Below are 21,323 nucleotides of genomic sequence, written 5' to 3'. Positions count from 1 at the left end.
TGACGGCTTTAGGAAAGGGGCTTCCTGACTTAGGCCGGGAAGATAATGTCGTTCTCCAGCCAGGCGTACTTGCCTTCCAGGACATCCTGGGCGAGGTTGTACGCAAAGGCATCGCTATTGGAGAACAGGCCGCGGAACTGCTTTTCGATGCGGCCCTTGGCCTGACGGCAGAACAAGTCAGCAAGCGCCACGGAATTGGCGTCGGCCGTGCCCTTTTCCTTCAGCCGGATCGCCTTGGAACAGGCCGAGGCCATGGCAAAAAGGTCGGTACCGATATTGACGAGGCGCGACATGAGCTGCTGCTTGGATTCGAGCTTCTGCTGGTTGATGGCCATGGCATGGAACAGGTTCCGGGCCAGGCGCCGCGCCGCGCCGCCGATGTATTTCATGTGCGGTTTGAGCGCGCCGGGAATCGCGACGTCTTTCGGAAGCTGCGACGCGGGGATGAACTGCTTCGGATACCACGTGCTGTAAAACTTGAAGGCCTTGCCCGCGAGCGCCAGCTTTTCGCCAGGTTTCGTCTTACGCGACATGATGGGCATGATCTTGCGCACGTGTGTGTCCATGGCTTCGCGCGCGATGAAAAGACGCATGATCTGGCTGGTGCCTTCGATGATGGTGTTGATACGGGCGTCGCGCATCATGCGCTCGACCGCATAGCCTTTTTCGCCCCTGGCCTTCAGCGAAGGCCCGGTTTCGTAACCACGTCCGCCGCGGATCTGGAGAGTCCCGTCAACGACTTTCCAGCTCGCTTCCGTGCAGCAGAGTTTGGCCATGGCCGCTTCCAGGCGGATGTCGAAAAGATGCCGGTCCGCCATTTCCGAGGCGATGTAGGTCACGGCATCCATCGTAAAAATCGTGGCGGCCATGGTCGCGATCTTGTGCGCCACGGCTTCATGCTGGCCGATCTCATGGCCCCACTGGACGCGTTCCTTGGACCAGAGCCGCGCCACCTTCAGGCACCACTTGGAGCCGCCCGTCACGGCGGCGGGCATCGTCAATCTTCCCGTGTTCAAGGTAGTCAGCGCGATCTTCAGCCCCTGACCTTCCCCGCCCACGATGTTTTCCCGCGGCACCTTCACGTTCTTGAAGCGCAAGAGTCCGTTCTGAATTCCGTTGAGGCCCATGAACCGGCAGCGGTGCAAGACTTCGATTCCGCCAGAGGCACGCTCCACGATAAAGGCCGTGATCTGCTTCTTTTCCTTGCCGTTGACGACTTTGGGCGGTGTCTGCGCCATCACGATCAGGATGTCAGCCTTGGGTCCGTTCGTGCACCAGAGCTTGTCGCCGTTGATAATGAAGTTCTTGCCGTCATCGACCGGCACCGCGGTTGTCGTCATTTTCGCCGGATCGCTGCCGACGTCGGGTTCGGTGAGCGCAAAAGCCGAGATCGCGCCCTTGGCAAAACGCGGAAGGTACTTTTTCTTTTGCTCGTCGGTTCCGAAGAGTTTCAAAGGCTGCGGAACGCCGATGGACTGATGCGCGGAAAGCCAAACCGCAGTCGAAGAGCAGTAGCTCGCCACCAGGTGGATGGCGCGGTTATAATTGACCTGGCTCATGCCCAGGCCGCCGTATTCTTTGGGAATCTTGATGGCAAAGCAGCCGATCTCGGCCAGCGCCTTCAGCGCCTCGGCCGGGACTTCGCCGGTCTGGTCGACCTTGTCCGGGTCGATGTGCTCGCGGAGCACGGCCTCGAGTTTTTTGAGGAATTCGTCCCCGATTTTCCTGTCTTCCGCATTCTGTTCGGGATAAGGGAGGATGAGGTCCCAGCGGACTCTTCCTTTAAATAGTTCGGCGGCGAAACTGGGGTGTTTCCACTCTTGCTCGCGCGAATCTTCGGCCAGCTCGAGCGCCTTGCGTTTACCTTCGCTAAGGCTCTTGTCTTCAAGAATGTCCATGGAGGTTCCCTTTCGAATGCGGGTTGAGAGGGTCCAGAACTAAACTGTCATTAGTATACTTGATAGATCGTAATTTTGCCGGGTTTCCTTAACGTGTTGCTTAAAGCACCTGGCAAAGGAGGCCCTTCAGGTATTCGCCCTCGGGGTGGAAAATGCTGACCGGATGGTCGGGGGCATGGGAGGTTTTGCGGACGATGCGGAGGTCCCGGCCCGCGTCTTTGGCGGCGCCGAACACGACTTTCTGGAAAAGGTCCGGCGTCATGTAGGTCGAACACGAGGCCGTGAAAAGCAGTCCGCCCGGGGCAAGTTTCTTGAGGGCGCAGAGGTTGATATCCTTGTAACCGCGGCAGGCCTGGGGCACCTGGCCCTTGGTTTTGCAGAAGGCCGGCGGGTCGAGGACGATCAGATCGAAAGTCTCTTTCGTTTTCCGGAGATAGTCGAACACGTCTTCGCGCACGAATTCGAAATCGCCTTTTAGCCCGTTCCGCTCGAACGCTTTTCGCGCTGTGTCCTGGGCCGGCTGGGAAAGTTCGACGGACACGACCCGGGAAGCCCCGGCCTTGGCCGCATATACCGAAAATCCGCCCGTATAAGAAAAACAGTTCAGGACTTTGCGGCCCTGGGAAAGGGCTCCGATCGAGGCCCGGTTTTCCCGCTGGTCCAGGAAGAAACCCGTTTTCTGTCCCGCGCGGACGTCAATCAGAAACACATGGCCGTTTTCCAAGATCTCGATTTCCGCCGGAGGCTCCTTGCCCGCCAATAAACCGGAACGCTTTTCCAGGCCTTCTTTCTCGCGCATGTCCGAATCGCTGCGCTCGAAAATGCCCTCGGGCTTGAAGACTTTTTCCAGCAGGCCCGCGAGCGTTTCCTTCCACCGCTCCATGCCCGCGGTCAAAAACTGCGCGACAAGAGTATCGCCGTACTTGTCCACGATCAGTCCGGGCAGAAAGTCCCCTTCCGAATGCACGAGACGGCAGGCCGTTGTCTTTTCGTTCAGGATGCCAAAGGTTTCGCGCAGCGCCGCCGCAGCGCGCAATTTCTTTTCGAAAAGCGCCTCGCCCACGGGCTCCTTACCGAATTCCAGGACGCGCACCGCAATCTGCGACGCGGGATTGATGTAGCCCGTTCCCAGGAAGTCGCCGCCCGCGGAAAAGAGGCTTACCAGATCACCGGCTTCGAGCCCTTCTTCGATCTGGTCAATGGCGCCGGAGAACACCCAGGGATGACGGCCCTGCAGCGGTTTCTCTTTTCCTTTTTTGAGGATGCACTTGAAGGTCTTCACGTCAGTCCGGAAAGCTAGAGGTAGTGGTTCCAGTCGCGCCTTTTGATTTCGTCCACGACCTCGCGGATGGCTTCGGTCTGGTCTTTGGCGCAGACAAGGAGCGCGTCCGGCGTGTCGATGACGACAAGATTTTGCACGCCGACCAGCGCGGCCATGCGGCCGTTCATTTTCACGAAGTTGCCGCGGCTGCGCACGGGCACGACATCGCCTACCAGAACATTGTCCGCGCCGGGCTTGCCGAGCAGCTCGGCGAGAGTCTTCCATCCGCCCACGTCGCTCCAGCCGATGTCGACTGGAAGCGTCAAAATACCGCTGCCGAGTTTTTCCATCAGGCCGTAATCGATAGAGATGTTCGGCATTTTGTGGAAATATTTTTCCAGCCGCCGCGCCGCATCTTTTTCCGTCATGAACCGCGCGAGTTCGTACGCCTCGGGCAGGAATTTCCGCGCCGTTTCCAGCAGCCGGTCCGCGCGCCATACGAACATGCCGCTGTTCCATAAAAATTTTCCGGAATTAAAAAAGGCCTTGGCGCGGGGAAGGTTCGGCTTTTCATGAAAGCGCTTGAGCCGGTAAATTTTGAAGCCTCCGGCGCGGCAGGCCTCTTTCCCCATTTCCAGGTAGCCGTAGCCCGTATGCGGGTATCCGGGCCGAATGCCAAAAGTTACCGGAAGCCCTTCTTTTGAGGCCGCAGCATAGGCGGCTTTCAGCGCCCTGCGAAACACAGGCACGTTTTCAATGCGGTTGTCCGCGGGAAGCATGGCCAGGACGGCCTTGGGGTCTTTACGCGCGATGAGCGCCGCAGCGTAAATCATGCACGGCGCCGTGTTCCGCCCCACGGGCTCGCCGAGAACGCGCGAGGCTGGTGCATGGATTTTTTTCCGGACGAGGCCGGTCTTGTCTTTTTGAGTGACGACGAAGATGTGAGATTTGGAAACAACCGGGGCCAGACGGTCCACAGTTTCTTCGAGAAGGGTCTTCCTGCCGAACATGGCCAGGAATTGCTTGGGCATGGCGTTGCGGCTCTCGGGCCAGAAACGCGTGCCGCGCCCGCCCGCCATGATTACGGCCCACCGGCCGGCCGGGGGCATGGGATCAGGCCTTTCCGCCCAGCTGTTTGAGTTTGGATTCGACGAGGCTCTGGATTTCGAGAAGCCGCTTCTGGCTCGTGGCCTCGAAGCGCAGGACGAGAACGGGCTGGGTGTTCGAGGCACGGACAAGGCCCCATCCGTCGTTGAAAAGGATGCGCGCGCCGTCGGTGTCGATCACCTTGTATTCTTTTTTGAATTCGGCCACGGCTTTTTTGACGAGATCGAATTTCACGTCGTCCGGACAGTCCACGCGGAGTTCCGGCGTGGAAAAAAGCGGCGGCAGGTCCGCCAGGTGCTGCGACAAGGGGCGCGGATCTTCGTCCAGGATTTCCAGCACGCGGCACGCCGCGTAAATCGCGTCGTCAAAGCCGAACCAGCGGTCCACGAAAAACATGTGCCCGCTCATTTCGCCCGCGAGCTCCGCGTGCGTTTCCTTCATCTTCGCCTTGATGAGCGAGTGGCCGGTCTTCCACATGACGGCCTTCCCGCCTCTTTTCGTGATGTCGTCGTACACGGCCTGCGAGCATTTCACGTCGCCAATGATGGTGGAACCGGGTTTTTTCTTCAGGATCGCGCGCGCGGCGAGCAGCAGGATCTTGTCGCCCGGAATGACTTCCCCTTTTTCATCCACGAGCCCGATGCGGTCCGCATCGCCGTCAAAGGCAATGCCGCAGTCCGCCTTTTTCTCGAGGACCTTTTTCTGCGCATCCACGAGGTTTTTGGGTTCGGACGGGTCGGGGTGATGGTCCGGAAAGGCCGGGTCAAGATTCGAATAGAGTTCGATGACGTCATGGCCCAGGCTCTTGATGAGATCGGGAGCGACAAGCGCGCCCATACCGTGCCCGGAATCCACGACCACCTTGATCTTCCTTTTGAATTTAAAAAGGCCGCGGACGTAGTTTTTGTATTCTGAGAGGATCGTCCCCTTCTCCACTTTGCCGGGAGCCTGAAGGAACTTGCCGGACTCGATGAGCTTGCGCAGCTCCTGGATTTCCGCGCCGAAAAAGGGGCGGTCCGCGAGGTGCAGCTTGAAGCCGTTGTATTCCACCGGATTATGCGAGCCCGTGATGGAAATGCCGGCCTGCAGTTTCAGATGAGAGACGGAAAAATAAAGGACGGGCGTGGGAACGAGGCCCAGGTCCACGACGTGGGCGCCCGCGGACATGAGCCCCTTGATCAGCGCGGCGTGAAGACGGTCCGAGCTGGGACGCATGTCATGAGCGACCGCGATGTGGTTTTTATTTTCCCTGGCAAGAAGCGTGGCAAACGCGCGGCCGATGGACGTGACGAGCTCGTCGGAGAATTCTTTATCGGCGATGCCGCGGATGTCATATTCACGAAAAACATGAGAAGGGATCATCTGCTGTCCTTGCATGGGGAGGGCCTTTCGAGATGTGGATGCGTTAAGAAAAAAATCTTATCGGCCTTCGGCCGATGGTGCGACCTTGTTTGGGGACTTGGTTCCGTGGCCTGTGGCCCCGGTAACCGCCCGCACCTTGAAACGTGACGTAGGTCCCGTTTCAAAACAGGTGCTCCCTGCGAAGAGCAGACCGTCAAGGTCTGCCGAGCGTGCCGAAGCCACCTGGCTTCGGCCTTCAAGTCCTGTCGGTCGTTTTATAAATTATAAAAAGAGCAAATGGTGCGACCGACAGGACTTGAACCTGTATGCCTTGCGGCGCTAGCCCCTCAAGCTAGTGTGTCTGCCAATTCCACCACGATCGCACGTGAGGAAGCGCGAAGCTTCCCAAAACTTCTAAACTCGGTTTTCCTTCTTAAAAATCTTTTCTTGCTCGAGGGCGGCCTCGACGCGCGCAAGCTCGGCGTCGAGTTTTTTCGTCTCCTCGATGAGGGCCTTGACCCGTTCGTTGCCGGCGTCAATGCGGCCTTCGCGGGTCGACTGTTCGTAAACGCTGCTTCCGATCTGGGCAAACTTCTTGGTGACGCGATGCTCCAGGGCCGCCTTTTCGATGAGCAGTTTGGTGACCTGGGCGGCTTCCCCAGCCTTTTCCGAAACTACTTTGACTGACTGTTTCGCGGCCTCAAAAGCCTGATTAAACGCATGCTCGGCTTTTTCATAAAGCGTTTTTTTATCCATACGTCCCTCACTTCCTGGTTTCCGAATCCAGGTTCCCAGCCGAAAGTTCTGGGGGACTAGGATTCGAACCTAGACAGACAGATCCAGAGTCTGTCGTGCTACCGTTACACCATCCCCCAAAAAGTAAAATGGCCGGCATCGGAAGCCGCTATTATAAGCATTCCTCATGCGGCGCACAAGAGGACAGTTTTAGAATGACTCCGGAGGAAAATGGCAGGGAAATTTGCAAATCAGGCTTTCTTCGCCCCTGTGGAAGCGGTGCGGTAAGCCGGGTCCAGGCCGAGAAGGAGCCGGACCTTGTGCAGGAGATCCTGACTCCGGAAAGGCTTGCCCAGGAAATCGGAAACCCCCGATTCGTAGATTTCCCGTTTCTTGTCGATGGAAGTCAGCGAGGTCATGGCCAGGACGGGCAGGTCCGAAGTTTTTTCGTTCTCGCGCAGCCGCGCGCAAAGTTCAAAGCCGCTGATGCCCGGCATCAGAAAATCGAGAAGCACCAGGTCGGGATACCAGCCCGCAATCTGCAGCCCCGCGGTGAAGCCGTTGTTTTCCGCGCGGACTTCGATGCGCGGTTCTTCTTTCAATAGTTCGGAAATGATTTCAAGTAAGTCCGGATCATCCTCGACAACGAGCACGCGCAGTTTTTGGGGCGCCGCATTCCATTCGCCCGGCTTCTCGATCTTACCGGCCTCCATGAAATCGGACAGGCTTTCATGCGTCACGCGCAAATGCCCGCCCGTGACCTGGAAGCAGCGCAAAAGCCCCTGCTCCATCCAGCTCCGGACCTCCGCAACGTCCTTTTTGCAGAGGAGGGCGATGTCGGCAGGACTATAGACTTCTTTCATAATAAGCGCGTCGTCGGGCATAAGGGCTCTTCTCAAAAGAATAACCTCCGGTTTGCGAAGAAGCAAAGTGCGTTAAAACAAGCAGGAGAAAGGGATTGCGGCGGTGTGAATCGGAGGGTTCAGCCCGGAGGCCATGTCATGCGGCGCCCGCTCAAGAGGTGCAGGTGGACATGGAAGACCGTTTGCGCGGCTTCGGGTCCGTCATTGATGACCAGCCGGTAGTCCTTCCATTTGTTTTGCGAAGCGATCTTCCGCGCCGATTCGAGGACTTCCCCCATGAGAGCGGCGTCGCCTTCCCCCATCTCGGCGATACGCGGGATATGTTTCTTGGGGATCACCAGCACGTGGACGGGGGCTTGGGGGTTGATGTCGTGAAAGGCAAAGACGCGTTCGTCTTGATAGGCGACGCGCGACGGAATTTCGCCCTTCACGATTTTGCAAAACAAACAGTCGGACATAGGGCCTCAGGGCGCCAGGGATTTCTTTCCCGTAAAGCGGGTAATGCGGCGCAGGCACTTTTCTTTTCCCAGGACGTTCATCAGCTCGAAGAGGCCCGGGCTCACGGTCTTTCCCGTAAGAAAAAAACGCAGCGGATGGATCATGTCTTTGGCTTCCAGCCCGTTCTCCTTGGCCACGTCGCGCGTGAGGGCTTCGAGCGCCTTGTCGTCATTGAAATCGGGAAGGGCCCCGGCCTTCTGGACCCAGGCTTCGAAAGCCGCCGCAGCTTCCGGACGGGAAAGATACGCGGCTGCCTGAGACTCATCATAGGCCGCGGGCTCTTCGAAAACGTACGAGGCTTCGGTTTTCAGATCGCGAAACGTCTTGATGCGGGTTTGAAAAAGGAGCACGATCTTTTCCCACACCTCGGGCGCCATGGCGCGCGACTCTTCGGGATAAAAAGCGGAAATGGCATTCACGTAATCCGCCTTCGGCAAATTTTTCAGGTGCTGGGCATTGATCCACAGCAGCTTTTCGAGATTGAACCGGGCATTGGCCTTGTTCACTTTTTTCAGGCTGAATTTCTGACAAAGCTCCTGAAGCGTGAAGATCTCCTCGTTCGAGGCCGCACCCCATCCCAGCAAAGCCAGGAAATTGACGAGCGCCTGCGGCAAAAAGCCCTGGTCGCGGTAATGGCCCGCGGCCACGGTGCCGTGCCGTTTGGAGAGCGGCGCATTGTCGTCGCCCACGATGAGCGGCAGGTGCGCGTATTTGGTCGGCTTCCAGCCCAGGGCTTCATACAGCAGGATGTGGCGCGGCGTATTCGAGATGTGGTCATCGCCGCGGATCACGTGGCTGATTTCCATGTCGTGGTCGTCGATGACGCAGGCAAAATGATACGTGGGAAAACCGTCGGATTTGATGATGACGAGGTCTTCGAACAGCGACGTGTCGAATTTCGTCGGACCATGCACCAGATCGGTGAAAATGACTTCGCGGTGAGGGATTTTAAACCAGACGGCCTTCTTGCCGTCCTCGGTCTTTTCGTAGGCCTTTCCTTCGGCGATCAATTTGTCCGCGATTTCGTGATAGCGGTCGAGACGCTTGCTCTGGTAAACGAGCTCTTCGTCCCAGGTAAGCCCCAGCCATTTCATCGAGCTGACGATTTCGTCCTCGAATTCCTTTTTCGAGCGCTGCTGGTCCGTGTCTTCGATGCGGAGCAGGAATTTCCCGCCCTGGTTGCGCGCGTAAAGATAATTGAACAGCGCGGTGCGCACGCCGCCGATGTGGAGGTATCCCGTAGGCGACGGGGCAAAACGGACACGGACAGCGCGGGTTTCCGGCGAGTTCTTATCGGGAGGCGTCATCGATGATCTTTTTGACCTGTTCGAGGTCGAGAGGTTTCTTGAGGCAGGCCAGGGCGCCCAGGCTCAGGGCCTCTTTCTCTTTGTTCGGAGGAAGATAGCCGGACATGAACACCACCGGGACCTTTTTGATTTTTTTGATTTCTTCGAAAATCTGTCGGCCTTCCATCCGCGGCAGCAGCACGTCGAGAAAAATCACGTGGTAATCCCTTTCCGCGACCTTCTTGAGAGCTTCCTGGCCGTTGAAGGCAATGTCCACGTCATGGCCGTCCTCAGCCATGAGATCACGGAATTCCTCGCAGATGAATTTTTCGTCGTCCACTACCAGTACTTTGGCCATAACTTCTCCTTACGAAGGAAATTTAAAATTTTCGCGCAGGGTTTCATAGTAACCGCGTTTCGAACTCTTGATCAGCCGCAGCGGCAGTTTGGACCGCGTGACTTCCACCGTGTAACTCGCGTCGATCTCCAGCGTGTCCTGGCCATCGGCGGTGAGCAGCGCCTTGGCACCGGACCCGTGATTTTCCAGCGCGATCCGGATCTTCTCATTGCTCGACACGACGATGGGCCGCAGCGACGACGCGTGCGGACAGATCGGCGTGATCATCATGACCTGCAGGGTCGGGTGCACGACCGCGCCGCCCGCGGAAAGCGAGTAGGCGGTCGATCCGGTCGGCGTGGCCACGATGACCCCGTCGCCGGAAAAATTGGTCAGCACTTCCCCGCCCACCTGCACGCGCAGCTTCAAAAGCCGTGTTAGGCCTTCGCGGCCGATCACGACGTCGTTCAGCGCCAGGAAATCGCGCGGGGTCCTGCGCCCCTTGCTTACGGCCGAGCAGCGGATCATCAGGCGCTCCTCGATCTCAGACTTGCCCGATAGAAAATTTTCGAGCTCCGAAAAAACTTCGTGTTTCTTCACCTCGGTGAGAAAGCCCAGATTCCCGAGATGCACGCCGAGGACCGGGGCCGACGTTTCGTGCATTTGCCTTGCCAGCGAAAGCAGCGTCCCGTCGCCTCCCAGGCAGACCACGAAAGCGCAGTTTTTGATCCACTCCTGGATCGGCCGCGAGCGCGAATCTTCCACGAGGATGCCTTTCGCGGCAAACCAACGGCGGAGTTCTTTCAGGAGAGTCAGGGCTGCGGACTTGTCCGGGTTGACGAAAATTCCCGCGGTCATGGGACGGGATTTTTTCCGCGGTGCGGCGGGGGGTGTTTTCTTTTTTCTCATGGAATCCACCGGAGATCAGGCGATGTTCGGGTCCGAAACGACGTCTTGCTTCCGGAATTTGATCTCGTTCAGGACCTGAGCCGCGATCTTCTCCGCGGAAAGGCCGAACTGGTCAAGGAGCGCATCCTGCGCGCCGTGCTCGATGAATTCGTCCGGCAGCGCGAACCGTTTCAACGCGGCGCCCGTGACACCGCGCGATTCCAGGAATTCGAGGACCTTGGAGCCGAAACCGCCCGTCAGGACGTGCTCTTCGACCGTAAAGAGAAACGGGCTTTTTTCCAGCGACTGCAGGATCAGGACTTCGTCAAGAGGCTTGGCAAAGCGCATGTTCACGACACGCACTTCAAAGCCTTCTTCCTTGAGAAGTTCAGCCGCCTTCAGCGCGGTGAAGACCATCGTGCCGAACGCAAGGATCGTCCCATCCTGGCCTTCGCGGAGCACTTCTCCTTCCCCGATGCCGAAAGCATTTTGGGGAAGATTGGCGGCTTCCAGGGGCACGTTGCCGCGCGGGTATCGAATGGCAAAGATGTGCGGGTAATCGATACCAAGCCGGAGCATCTGTTCCATTTCGAACTCGTCTTTCGGCGCGGCAATCACGACATGCGGGATATGGCCGAGGTAGCTGATGTCGAAGACGCCGTTGTGCGTGGCGCCGTCCGCGCCGACAAGGCCCGCGCGGTCCAGACAAAGCACCGTGGGCAGGCGCTGCAGCGCGACGTCATGCAGCAGGCTGTCCTGCGAGCGCTGCAGGAACGTGGAATAAATGGCGCAGACGGGCTTGATGCCGCCCTTGGCCAGCGCGCCCGCGAACGTGACGGCATGCTGTTCCGCGATACCCACGTCGAAAAACCGGTCCGGAAATTCCTTCTGAAATTCCAAGAGGCCCGTGCCGGTGGGCATGGCCGCGGTAATGGCCACGACTTTCGGATTCTCGCGCGCGATTTTGGTAAGCGCCTTGGCAAACACCTTCGTATAAGGCGCGCCTTCCTTCTTGACCTCGCCCTGGATTTTCTCGCCCGTCGCCACGTTAAACGGCGTGACGCCGTGCAGCTTTTCCGCGTCCTTTTCGGCAAACGGATAGCCTTTGCCTTTTTCGGTCACGATGTGGAGGAAGCTGCAGTCTTTCAGCGAAAGGATTTTACGCAGCGTGTGGACGAGAGCCACCACGTCATGCCCATCTATGGGGCCGAAATAACGGAAGCCGAGTTCTTCGAAAAGAATGCCCGGGACCAGGATGCTTTTAAGGCCTTCGAGATTTTTCGTCGTGAACTTGCGCAGGCGCGGAAACTTGTCGAGCTGGTGTTCAACTTCCAGGCGGATGCGGTTGTAAATGGGATTGGTGATGACGCGATTCAGGCAGTTGCTGATGGCGCCGACGTTCTTGGCGATCGACATCTTGTTGTCGTTCAGGATGATCAGCATGTCCTTTTTGAGATGCCCGGCATTGTTCAACGCTTCGTACGCGAGTCCGGCCGTGATTGAACCGTCGCCCACCACTGCGACCACTTTTTCGTCGGTCTTGTTCAGGTCGCGCGCCGCGGCAAGGCCGAGCGCCTGGGAAATGGCCGTGCTGGCATGGCCGACGATGAAGGGATCGTGCTCGCTTTCGAAAGGAGAAGGAAAACCGCTGATGCCGTGCGGCTGGCGCAGGGTCAGCATGCGGTCGCGCCGGCCCGTGATCATCTTGTGCACGTAAGCCTGGTGGCCCACGTCCCAGCAGATCTTGTCTTTGGGCGATTCCAGGACGTAATGGAGCGCGATGTTCAGCTCCAGCGCACCCAGGCTGGCGCCCAGATGGCCGCCGGTCTTGGAAACGCATTCGATGAGGTATTGACGGTATTCGTCCGCGACTTCGGGGAGCTTTTCGAGCGGGATCTTTTTCAGATCGCGCGGCGAATTGATTTTATGAATCCATCGGGGCATGAACGTCGGTCTCCTTTGGCACCCGGTCCAGCAGCACGTCGGCCAGCCGGATAAGATTTTCCGCTTTAACTCCCAGGGCCCGGATTTCCTTTTTGGCCTTGGCGATCAAGTCGCGGACTTTCATGCGGACTTCCCGGGCTTTCATGATCTTTAAGTAGCCGTCCCCGTCCATCAGATCGTCCACGGACTGGAACGCGAGCCCGAGAAACTCGCCGTATTTCAGCATCCGTTCCCGGTCGTTCTTATCCGCTTCCGCAGCCAAAGCCCCGGCCACGGCACTCGCGCGAATCAACTTCCCGGTTTTATGGACATTAATGAAATCAAGCGTCGGCAGGTCCAGATCCGCCTTATCGGTCGTAAGGTCGGCCACTTGACCGCCGATCATACCATAAGTTCCTGCTGCCGTCGATATTTCCGTAAGTATGTCCACCGCCTTTTTGGCGGGCTTGATGCCGGCCAGGACCTGGAAAGCCAGGGTCAATAGCCCATCCCCGGTCAGGATGGCAATGGCCTCACCGAAACGCTTGTGCACCGTGGGCTGCCCCCGCCGGAGCTCGTCGTTATCCAGGGCCGGAAGGTCGTCGTGGACCAGGGAATAGGAATGGATCAGCTCGATCGAAACCGCCGGGATCAGGGCGTCTTCGATCTTGCCCCCGCAGGCCTCACAGGCCGCCAGGGTAATGACCGGACGGAACCGCTTGCCACCGGACAGGACCGCATAGGTCAAAGGTTCCTGCAGCGCGCTGGGATGCTGCCCCGGCGGCGGCAGGACTTCTTTTAACTTGCGTTCGACCAGGTCGATGTATTTTTTGAAGTCTTTTTCGTAGCTCATAGAAGGATGTCGTCTTCCCCGTTTGAGGCCGCGCTTTTTCCCTTCGGAGACTTGCGCGAGGCTGTTTTTTTGGTTTCTCCGGCGCTTTCATTTTCCGGATCAAAAGGCTGCCGTGACAATTCCCCGGAAAGCGTGCGCGTCAGGATCTCGACTTTCTTTTCCGCTTCCGCGAGCTTGCCCTGGCAAAGCCGGGAAAGCTTCACGCCTTCTTCGTATTTCGCGAGCGCCTGCTCCAGGGCGACTTCCCCGGATTCAAGTTCTTCGACGATTCTCTCGAGCTTCTCGATGGCTTTTTCGAACTGGATGTCTTCGGATCCCATTTTATTCTCCTTTGAGAGGCGTTGCTTCGACGACTTTGGATTTGACGCTTCCCCGCGCCAGGCGGGTCGTGATCGTGTCCCCCGCTTTCAAGCCGCGGACGTCTTTCAAAAGCCCGCCCTTCTCGTTCTGAGTAATCGAATAGCCGCGGTCGAGGACGGCCAGCGGGCTCAGGCTGTGCAACTTCGCGGCCTCTTCCCGGAACTGCGCACCGCTTTCCGCGATGACCGATTTCATGCCGCCATGCAGGCGCTTCAGCAATTCGTCAAAGCGCTGGCCTGCCTGCTGCACGAGATAGACCGGCTGCTTCAGCGCGTAGCTTTGTTCCAGGCCTTCCAGGCGGCTTCTCGCGTTTTCCAGCCGGTACAGCAGGGCGCTCTTCATCCTTTTGCCCAGGCTTTCAAACAGGACCTGGATTTCCTCACGCGACTGCACTACGAGCTCCGCCGCGGCCGACGGCGTGGGTGCCCGAAGATCCGCGACCCAGTCGCAGATCGTCCAGTCGGTTTCATGACCCACCGCCGAAATCACGGGAATGCGCGAGGCGTGCACGGCCCGCGCCACGATCTCTTCGTTAAAAGGCCAGAGGTCTTCGATGCTTCCGCCGCCGCGGCCCAAGATGATGACTTCCACCTCGGGACACGAACGGTTCATTTCCTCCAAGGCCTTGGCGATTTCTCGCGCCGCGCCTTCGCCCTGCACGCGCACGGGCGAAATCAAAACCTGGGTCCCGGAAAAGCGCCGGTTCATGACGTTCAAAATGTCGCGGACCGCGGCTCCGGTCGGCGACGTGATCACGCCGACCACGCGCGGAAATGCCGGGATCTTTCTTTTGCGCTCGGCCGCGAACAGGCCTTCCTTCTGAAGCTTCTCTTTCAGCTGGTTAAACGCCAGCTGCAGGCCTCCGACGCCCTTGGGCTCGACGGCCTCGATGTAGAATTGATATTGCCCCCGCGGCTCATAAAGCGAAAGCCGTCCGAAAACCAGGACCTTCTGGCCATCTTCCAGACGGAATTTCAGATGCTGGTTGAGCCGGCTGAAAAAGACCGCGCTGATGCTGGCCTTATCGTCCTTGAGGCAGAGGTACATGTGCCCGGACGTATGCCATTTAAAATTGGAAATCTCGGCCTCGACCCAAATCGAGGCGTACTGATTTTCCAGTACCGAGCGGATTTCGCGGTTCAGGTCGGAGACCGTATAAACCTTCCGTCCGCCCGCCGCTATCGTTTCCGAAAACTCGTAGAGGATGTCTTCTTCCATGGGCTAATCCGTGATCACCTTATCCATGCGCACATCATGCCCGGCCATGGGAATCTTCGCCACGATTTGTTCCCGGAACGCCAGGCCAATCTTCACTGCCTTGCCGGCCTTTTTCAAAAACTTGTCAAAATGCCCTTTGCCGCGCCCCAGGCGCGCGCCGGAACGGCTGAACCCCAGGCCGGGCACCACCGCCATGTCCAGCCGCGAAGGATTGCCGCGCCTTGCCGCCACAGCCCGCGGTTCCAGGACCCCGTAACAGCCCGCGATCCAGCCCCTTTCGGGATCGTCGATTCTGTAAATACTCATGGACCCGTTTTTCGCGCTGACACGCGGCACGAAGACTTTTTTGCCAAGTGCCAGGCTGCGCCGGAGCACAGGCCATGTATCGACTTCCCCGGCCACTGGGACATACACGAGCAGGTTTTCGGCCTTTTGATAACACCGGCTTTGAAGAAGCAGCGCGGTGATTTTTTTGCTTTTCCGCCGGAGATCCCTTTTCTTGAGACTTTGGACAAGGGAGCGTAATTGCTTTCTCAAGAGGGTCTTTTTTTCATGGATTTTGGCAGGGCTCATGGATTGAAGTATTTTAGCGAAAGACGGAAGGCACGGCTATCCTAAAAAACACCTGCCCTTACCGGGACGGCGGAATCAGGTCGGAGAGGCCGAGGCCCGGCCTTTGAAGAGAGAGGGAACTTCATCGAGAGAAGACTCGTCGGAAGCGTTCTTTTTCAGCTCGTCCGTTTTGGACGACGGCGAAGAAGACCAGCTTTTATTCCGGTCAAAGGTGCCTGCCGGGTCCGAGAGCAGGACTTCCTTCTGCTTTTGCAGGTCTCCATTGCGTTTTTTAAGCTTTTCTTCCCACAATGCCAACGCGCTCTGATCATCGCCGGCAGATTCGCGTGCGACCACCGTATCGGCCGCCTCACCGGATCCCAGGTCCTTTTGACGGAAAAGATCGCGCCTCACGTTGATGCGTGACGCGTCGAAAGGACTTTTCACCGCAGTTTTAGGCTCGATGTACTCGCCTTTGGACACGTTTTTTGCGGAATGATACGCGGCTTTGAGCTTCTCGACTTCGGCAAGCTCTTCCTTCAAAGAGTCGGACTGCATGGCGACTTTGCGCTGGCGGAAGGTGACGTCCTGCTTGGCGGCTTCCACCTTTTCGGAAGCTCTGGCAACTTCATCCCGGTAGGTCTGGAAAGCGCTTTCCCGCTCGTCCAAAAGCCCCGCGCGCCTGTCGAGGTCTGCCTGCTTGTCGGCGATAAGCTTGTTCGCCTCCTGAATCGCGCGTTCACTTTCGATCAGCTTCTTTTCCCAGGCGTTATATTTCTGTTTCTGGAGCACGAGCTCATGTTCGGCGACGTCCTTCTCGCGCTGCCATGCTTCGTATTCCGATTTCACAAGTCCGAATTTTTCCTCGTCATCGACGAGCTTGCGGTTCTTTTCGCTGATGACGGCCACCTGCTGCTGGATCTCGTCTTCTTTAATTTTGACGGCCTGCTCGCGCTCCTGGAGCTTGAGTTCCTGGGCATTGGTCTGAGCCTGGAAATCCTTAAACGCCTTTTCCTTCTCCTCGAGGACAAGCTTGCGCTGTTCAATGTCCTTGCCCTCGGCAGCAAGGGCCTGCTCGCGTTTATCATGCTCGGTCTGCCAATTCATCTGGGCATTGCGGGCGAGTTCGTAGGCCTTTCGTTCGTCTTCGAGAACGCTGCGGTCTTCCGCAAGCTTGTTGCGTTCTTCCTCGATCCGTGCATGCTCGTCGGCGAGCTGTGTTTTCTCGGCTTTGAGATCCGCCGAAGTCTTGAAGATTTCCCCATCCATGTTTTTAAATTCCGCTTCGCGCTGCGCGAGCGTGGTCCGGCGTTCTTCCACCTGGTCCATCCACTGCTTCAGCTTGGTCTTTTCGTCCTGCAGCTTGGCGGTTTCCGTGTCGAGAACGGACCGCATCTTGTCGAGGCGCGCTTTTTCCGCTTCCAAATCCACCGACTGCTGGCTCTTCTGTCTTTCCCATTCCAGTTCGGCCGCTTTCTTTTCCGTTTCGAATGAGCGCTGCAGGTCTTCGTAATGCTCCCGGTCGCTGTGCAGCTTGGCCTCTTCGACTTTCACTTCCTGGACCTTCTGCTGGAGCACGCCTTCGGCTTCGTGCAGCTCGTTCCAGGACTGATCGATGCGCGCCTTTTCTTCATCCACCTGCTGCGAAGTCGCTTTAAGGGCGGTCTGTTTCAACTCGTACTCAGAGCGAAGATCCGCGGTCTGCTTCTGGAGAGCGGCCTCGCGCTGTGAAACCTGTTCGCTCTGTTTGGCAAGAGCGGCTTCTTTATCCTGCAGCGCCGTTTGCTGCCCGGCAAGGACGGCCTTCTGGTTTTCGAGCTCGGCCTTTTCCGCATCCAGATCCCGGCGGATCTGGACGGCTTCGCTCTGAAGCGTCGTGCTGTCCTTGGTGAGCCTGTCGTATTCCGCCTGTTTTTCGCGGAAGGCGTCTTCCTTCTTTTTGACCTGCGCTGTGTCGATCAGGATCTTCTCCTGGCTAGCGCGAATCGCTTCCTGCAGGTCGGCCAGGCGCTTTTTCTCTTGTTCGAGAGAAGCTTGGCCCGCCTTGAGATTTTCTTCGCCTTCGGCGAGTTTGGCCTGCGCATCGTGCAGTTCGACCTGTTTTTGCGCGAGGTCGGCATTGGCCTTGTCGAGTTCTGCCTGCTGCGCCGCAAAGGCCTGCCTCTTGCGTTCAAGATCGGCATTGACGCGTTCGACTTCCGCGTCGAGCGCTTCGGTCTTCCTTTTAATTTCCGCATCGGTCACGGCACGGAGAGATGCCAGCTGCTTTTCCATATCCGCTGAACGCTGTTTCAAGGCCGCTTCCTGATTGAGCCGCGCCTGAGCCAGCTCATTCATGACCGCGGCAGATTTGGCGTTCAGCTCCTGCTGCTGGCGCTCGCGGGCGTCCGCGAGTTCCTTTTGCGCGGCTTCCTGGTCTCTGCGGATGCCTTCGGAAGTCTCGGTCCGTTCCTGCTGGAGCTGGAGCCGTGTCGTCTGGCTTTCCGCCTCCAGGGCTTCCCGCTGTCTCTGGATTTCGGCGGCGGTGCTCTGTTTCTGGTTTTCCAGCGCGGCCCGCGCTTTTTCCGTTTCCGCGTTCAGCGCATCCTGGCGGGCCTTGAAATCTTTCTCGAAGTCGATTCTCTTTTGTTCCAGCGCGGCGTTTTGACGTTCATAATCGGCCTTGGCCTGCTGGGCGGCCGCATCGGACGAATCGCTCATCTGCTGCAGCTCTCGGGTCCTATTTTCGAGATCGAGCTTCATGCGGTCAAGTTCGCTTTCACGGGCGGCGATCTCGTCCGTAGATTTCTGGCGTTCGGCTTCCCAGCGGGCGCGCTCCTCTTTGAGGCTCGCGATCTGGGCGGTAAGGGACTCGCGGACACGCTCGACTTTGGACTCGCGTTCGGAAAGCACACCTTCGGCCGTGGCGCGCTGTTCTTCCCACGCCTGCTTGTCCTGGCGCAAACTGTCCTGTTCGCTTTGAATCTTGCGTTTTTCTTCGGCGAGAGCAGATTCTTCGGCGGAATTGCTTTTTTTAGCGGCTTCGAGCTTGCGATTGCCGTCTTCCACCTGCGCCTCGAGCTCGATCAGGATGTCCTTGCGCTTTTCGAGCTGCTGGAGCTTGTCACTGACATCCGCGTCTTTGTCGCGCAGCTCCTGCGAGGTCTTTTCGAGCGCGGCCTTGTCGGCGTTCAGCTTTTCCTTTTCCGCATCGAGCGCTTTCTGCTGGTCCGCGAGCCGCGCGGCTTCATCCTGCAGATCCTGTTCTCGCTGAGTCGATTCCGCAGTCTTCTGCTGCTGGGCATTCTTTTCGGCCTCGAGCTGCTTGCGCTCATCGGCGATAGCCTGCTCGCGCTTGTCCAGGTCGAGCTTGCGCGTCTGAAGCTGCTTGTCCAGCTCGAGCAGAATGCCCTTGCGCTTGTCGAGCTCCGCGAGGTCCTTGGCGATCCCGGCCTTTTCCTTCTGAAGGTTCTGGGCCATCGTCGCCTTTTCCTGCTGCAAGCCCTGTTGCATCGCGGCTTTTTCCTGGTCCATCTTGGCCGTCATGTCCGCGCGTTCGCGTTCGAGCTGGTCGGCCTTCTCGCGCGCAGCGGCATCCAGGTCCTGGGCGCGGTTTGCCAGTTCCTGATCCTTGGCCGCGCGCTCGGTTTCCCACTTGGTTTTTTCGTCAGTGAACTCGACCTTGATCTTGCCGAAGTCACCGATCTTCTGCTTGAGCACGTCTTCCTTGGCCGCAAGATCGGTCTGGCTTTGCGCCAGAGCCGCTTTGCGCGAGTCGAGTTCTTTCTGATAGCTCTCGAGCTTCGTCTTCTGATCGGCCAGTTCTTTGGACATGCGTTCCAGGCCTTCACGCTGCGTTTCGATCGCAAGATTTTTCTGCTGCGCTTCGGAGGCCAGGTTCTGCTTTTGCAGGTCCAGGTTCTGGAGCACTTTTTGCTTTTCGGTTTCCCAGGCGATCTTGGCCTTTTCGTATTCCACTTTCTGGGCCGCGAAGTCCTGTTGGCGGGCCGAGAGGTCGGCTTCTTTCTGCTTGAGGACGGTGACGACCTGGGTGAGTTTTTCTTTGCCCGTGCGGAGTTCGGCGTCGCGCTTGTCGAAATCCAGTTTGAGCTTATCGAGCGCCGCCGATTTTTGGCTTTGTTCAGTTTCCCAGCTCTGTTTTTCCGCAGCCAGCGCCTGCTGTGCTGAGTCCAGCTTCGTTTTTTCGGACGCGAGGTTGGCGGCGTCCGCATCGAGCTTCTGCTTGGTCTCGATCAGCTGCACGATCTTCTGCTGGACCTTGTCTTCGGTTTCCTTCAGCTTGGCCTTGTCCGTTTCCAGGGCCGTCGTCTTTTGGTCCAGCTCGGTCTTCGAAGCCGTCAGCTTGGCTTCCTCGTCGCGAAGAGCCTGCGCTTTGGTGTCGAAGGCCGCGACGTTCTGTTCCAGTTCTTTCTGCCGGCGGTCGAGATCGGCCTCGGCGTCCGTGCGTTCCTTTTTATAGGCGGCAATCTGGTTGGCCAGCTCAGCCTGGACCTGCTTGCGCTTGTCTTCCCAGGCCGCGCGGTCTTTTTCGAAGGCTTGCTGCTCCTCGGCCAGTTTTTCCTTCGAGGTGACCAGCTGCGAGAGCGTCTGCTGCATGGCGCTTTCTTTCGAAGTGACCTGGATACCCTTGCTTTCGATCTCGGCTTGACGGTTCTGGAAATCCTGCCATTTCTGCTTGAGATCGGTCTCGCTTTGCTCCAGCTCGACGGTCTTGTCTTCGTACTGGCGGATCTTGGCTTCGAGCTCCGCGGCCTTGCGGCTCACTTCGGCGCGCTGTCTTTCCTGATCGGCCAGAGATTGTTCGTTCGCCTGCTGCGCGGCAAAGGCGAGCTTGTCCTGCTCTCTTTTTTTGTTGGCTTCCCAAAGCGCCTTTTCACGCAGGAATTCCTGCTTCTGGCGTTCGACGTCTTCTTTGGTCCCGACGAGTTCGGCCACCATCTTCTGCACCGCGGCCGTCTGGTTCACGGTGCCGGCCTTGGGGGCCTGGGCTTCCCGCGAAAGCAGCGCTTGTTCGCGCTTGTCCAGTTCCGCGCTCTTGGCTTCCAGAGTCTTGATCTGAGTGGCCACAATCTGTTCCCGGCGCTGGAGTTCTTTGAGCGATTGTTCCTGATCGGCCTGGCGTTCCTGCAGTGTGGCCCTTACGACTTCCTGTTCCTGCTCGATTTTTTGCTTTTGCCGGTTGAGCTCCGCGAACTGCTGATCGAGCTCTTTTTCGCGCGTCTCCAAATCCGCGGACTTGCCGGGAGCGCCCAAGGTAACCTGCGCCTGCTTTTCAAGCGCGACCTTCTGCTTCATCAATTCCGTCTTTTCGCTGTCGAGGGCCTGACGCTCGGTCAGGATTTCCTGAGCCTGCTGACGCAGCGCGGCTTCTTTCTTGGAAAGCTCGTCCGTCCAATTCTTGACCTTTTCGCTGCGTTCGGATTCTTTTTCCGTGAGACGCCGCTGCAGGTCCACCTGTTCCTGTTTGGCCTTGAGAAGCGCGTCCTGCTTTTCTTCGAGCGAACGGGAGAGCTGGCTGATTTTGCTTTCGAATTCCTGCGAGCGCTCGGAAACACCGGATTGCGCGGCCATTTCTTTTTGCGCAGACTGTTCTTCGAATCTGCGGCGTTCGTCGGCAAGGCTCTTTTTGGCTTTTTCGAGAATCAGCTTTTCATGCTCGATCTGCTGGCGCTGGGCCTGGATTTCCTGGAGGGCTTTCTGATTATCGCCGGAAGCGGCGGGCTGCTGGGCGATGCGCTGCTTCTCGCCTTCCCATTGCTTTTTTTCCTGCTTGAGTTCGACGATCTTGGCGAGGAGAGCCTGTTTAATTTCTTCGATGCGCGCCTGCTTTTCGCGCAGCTCTTCGAGCTGGGCATCGCGCTGGCGTTCCCATTCGCGGCGGGCTTCTTCGAAATCGTTGATGTCGCGCACCACGTCCATTTTGGGAGAGACGTTCTGCGCGTAGACATACGAAGGCACGGTCGCTTGGAGCGTAACAAGAGTGGCTAGAAAAAGGGCCGAAGACTTTTTTCTCATTGAAGGAGAAGAAGGTCGCCAGAAGACCGGTAGATTTGATGAACGCTTAGGGCGCTTCACCGGGAGGTCTCCCTGGACGTGAGACTCGTTAAATTAACATTTTGCCCGAAATGAGTCAAGCGTATGGCCTTCGGTTTTACCGTGACGTTATGAATGTGAGCTTTGGCCCAACAGAGGCCTGCGGCAGA

The 21,323-nt window shown here is 57.9% G+C and carries 15 protein-coding genes, 2 tRNA genes and 1 pseudogene; all 18 read right to left on the bottom strand.

Annotation, left to right across the window (positions count from 1 at the left end; all coding sequences use genetic code 11):
• Nucleotides 1-29: 29 nt before the first annotated feature.
• On the bottom strand, nucleotides 30-1,898 hold the full coding sequence (locus VL688_06440) for an acyl-CoA dehydrogenase family protein (protein HTL47684.1): 1,869 nt from the start codon (nucleotides 1,896-1,898) through the stop codon (nucleotides 30-32).
• A 100-nt stretch (nucleotides 1,899-1,998) separates the two neighbouring features.
• Nucleotides 1,999-3,180 (bottom strand): class I SAM-dependent rRNA methyltransferase, encoded by a 1,182-nt coding sequence (locus VL688_06435; protein ID HTL47683.1) that lies wholly within the window; start codon nucleotides 3,178-3,180, stop codon nucleotides 1,999-2,001.
• A 14-nt stretch (nucleotides 3,181-3,194) separates the two neighbouring features.
• Nucleotides 3,195-4,268 (bottom strand): sugar phosphate nucleotidyltransferase, encoded by a 1,074-nt coding sequence (locus VL688_06430; protein ID HTL47682.1) that lies wholly within the window; start codon nucleotides 4,266-4,268, stop codon nucleotides 3,195-3,197.
• A gap of 4 nt (nucleotides 4,269-4,272) precedes the next feature.
• Nucleotides 4,273-5,628 carry a phosphomannomutase/phosphoglucomutase gene (locus VL688_06425; GenBank protein HTL47681.1) on the bottom strand — a complete coding sequence of 452 codons (1,356 nt, stop codon included), beginning with the start codon at nucleotides 5,626-5,628 and terminating at the stop codon, nucleotides 4,273-4,275.
• 277 nt (nucleotides 5,629-5,905) lie between these two features.
• Nucleotides 5,906-5,990 (bottom strand) — tRNA-Leu (locus VL688_06420).
• Between the two features lie 31 nt (nucleotides 5,991-6,021).
• Nucleotides 6,022-6,363 (bottom strand): hypothetical protein, encoded by a 342-nt coding sequence (locus VL688_06415; protein HTL47680.1) that lies wholly within the window; start codon nucleotides 6,361-6,363, stop codon nucleotides 6,022-6,024.
• A gap of 48 nt (nucleotides 6,364-6,411) precedes the next feature.
• Nucleotides 6,412-6,482: transfer RNA gene (locus tag VL688_06410), tRNA-Gln, on the bottom strand.
• Between the two features lie 111 nt (nucleotides 6,483-6,593).
• Nucleotides 6,594-7,226 carry a response regulator gene (locus tag VL688_06405; GenBank protein ID HTL47679.1) on the bottom strand — a complete coding sequence of 211 codons (633 nt, stop codon included), beginning with the start codon at nucleotides 7,224-7,226 and terminating at the stop codon, nucleotides 6,594-6,596.
• 98 nt (nucleotides 7,227-7,324) lie between these two features.
• Entirely contained in the window at nucleotides 7,325-7,663 is a 339-nt protein-coding gene (locus tag VL688_06400; GenBank protein HTL47678.1) for a histidine triad nucleotide-binding protein, read from the bottom strand.
• A gap of 6 nt (nucleotides 7,664-7,669) precedes the next feature.
• On the bottom strand, nucleotides 7,670-9,010 hold the full coding sequence (gltX, locus tag VL688_06395) for a glutamate--tRNA ligase (GenBank protein HTL47677.1): 1,341 nt from the start codon (nucleotides 9,008-9,010) through the stop codon (nucleotides 7,670-7,672).
• Nucleotides 8,994-9,347: a response regulator gene (locus VL688_06390; GenBank protein ID HTL47676.1), complete on the bottom strand. Its 354-nt coding sequence runs from the start codon at nucleotides 9,345-9,347 to the stop codon at nucleotides 8,994-8,996. Before VL688_06390 ends, gltX begins: the two co-directional genes overlap by 17 nt.
• 9 nt (nucleotides 9,348-9,356) lie before the next feature.
• Complete coding sequence (locus tag VL688_06385) at nucleotides 9,357-10,235, bottom strand: NAD(+)/NADH kinase (protein HTL47675.1); 879 nt, start codon at nucleotides 10,233-10,235, stop codon at nucleotides 9,357-9,359.
• Nucleotides 10,236-10,250: 15 nt separating this feature from the next.
• Nucleotides 10,251-12,158, bottom strand: a complete 1,908-nt coding sequence (gene dxs, locus VL688_06380; GenBank protein HTL47674.1) for a 1-deoxy-D-xylulose-5-phosphate synthase — start codon at nucleotides 12,156-12,158, stop codon at nucleotides 10,251-10,253.
• The gene (locus VL688_06375; GenBank protein HTL47673.1) at nucleotides 12,139-12,990 is read right to left on the bottom strand and encodes a polyprenyl synthetase family protein; all 852 of its coding nucleotides are present in this window, start codon (nucleotides 12,988-12,990) and stop codon (nucleotides 12,139-12,141) included. Before VL688_06375 ends, dxs begins: the two co-directional genes overlap by 20 nt.
• 83 nt (nucleotides 12,991-13,073) lie before the next feature.
• A pseudogene (locus VL688_06370) lies at nucleotides 13,074-13,310 on the bottom strand (exodeoxyribonuclease VII small subunit).
• Between the two features lies 1 nt (nucleotide 13,311).
• Nucleotides 13,312-14,568 carry an exodeoxyribonuclease VII large subunit gene (xseA, locus tag VL688_06365; protein ID HTL47672.1) on the bottom strand — a complete coding sequence of 419 codons (1,257 nt, stop codon included), beginning with the start codon at nucleotides 14,566-14,568 and terminating at the stop codon, nucleotides 13,312-13,314.
• 3 nt (nucleotides 14,569-14,571) lie between these two features.
• Complete coding sequence (locus VL688_06360) at nucleotides 14,572-15,105, bottom strand: 5-formyltetrahydrofolate cyclo-ligase (GenBank protein ID HTL47671.1); 534 nt, start codon at nucleotides 15,103-15,105, stop codon at nucleotides 14,572-14,574.
• Between the two features lie 111 nt (nucleotides 15,106-15,216).
• A complete protein-coding gene (locus tag VL688_06355) occupies nucleotides 15,217-21,078 on the bottom strand; it encodes a hypothetical protein (GenBank protein HTL47670.1) in 5,862 nt (1,953 codons plus the stop codon).
• Nucleotides 21,079-21,323: the final 245 nt, after the last annotated feature.

It is taken from the genome of Verrucomicrobiia bacterium, assembly GCA_035495615.1.
In the GTDB taxonomy this organism is placed as follows: domain Bacteria; phylum Omnitrophota; class Omnitrophia; order Omnitrophales; family Aquincolibacteriaceae; genus DATJFP01.
This window is presented reverse-complemented; position numbering and strand designations above follow the sequence as displayed.

Bases quoted from the DNA above. Each gene is read 5' to 3' on its own strand.
- VL688_06405 (HTL47679.1), bottom strand. From the start codon at position 7,226: ATGCCCGACGACGCGCTTATTATGAAAGAAGTCTATAGTCCTGCCGAC.
- xseA (HTL47672.1), bottom strand. From the start codon at position 14,568: ATGGAAGAAGACATCCTCTACGAGTTTTCGGAAACGATAGCGGCGGGC.
- VL688_06385 (HTL47675.1), bottom strand. From the start codon at position 10,235: ATGAGAAAAAAGAAAACACCCCCCGCCGCACCGCGGAAAAAATCCCGT.
- VL688_06400 (HTL47678.1), bottom strand. From the start codon at position 7,663: ATGTCCGACTGTTTGTTTTGCAAAATCGTGAAGGGCGAAATTCCGTCG.
- gltX (HTL47677.1), bottom strand. From the start codon at position 9,010: ATGACGCCTCCCGATAAGAACTCGCCGGAAACCCGCGCTGTCCGTGTC.
- dxs (HTL47674.1), bottom strand. From the start codon at position 12,158: ATGCCCCGATGGATTCATAAAATCAATTCGCCGCGCGATCTGAAAAAG.
- VL688_06415 (HTL47680.1), bottom strand. From the start codon at position 6,363: ATGGATAAAAAAACGCTTTATGAAAAAGCCGAGCATGCGTTTAATCAG.
- VL688_06425 (HTL47681.1), bottom strand. From the start codon at position 5,628: ATGATCCCTTCTCATGTTTTTCGTGAATATGACATCCGCGGCATCGCC.
- VL688_06430 (HTL47682.1), bottom strand. From the start codon at position 4,268: ATGCCCCCGGCCGGCCGGTGGGCCGTAATCATGGCGGGCGGGCGCGGC.
- VL688_06440 (HTL47684.1), bottom strand. From the start codon at position 1,898: ATGGACATTCTTGAAGACAAGAGCCTTAGCGAAGGTAAACGCAAGGCG.
- VL688_06390 (HTL47676.1), bottom strand. From the start codon at position 9,347: ATGGCCAAAGTACTGGTAGTGGACGACGAAAAATTCATCTGCGAGGAA.
- VL688_06375 (HTL47673.1), bottom strand. From the start codon at position 12,990: ATGAGCTACGAAAAAGACTTCAAAAAATACATCGACCTGGTCGAACGC.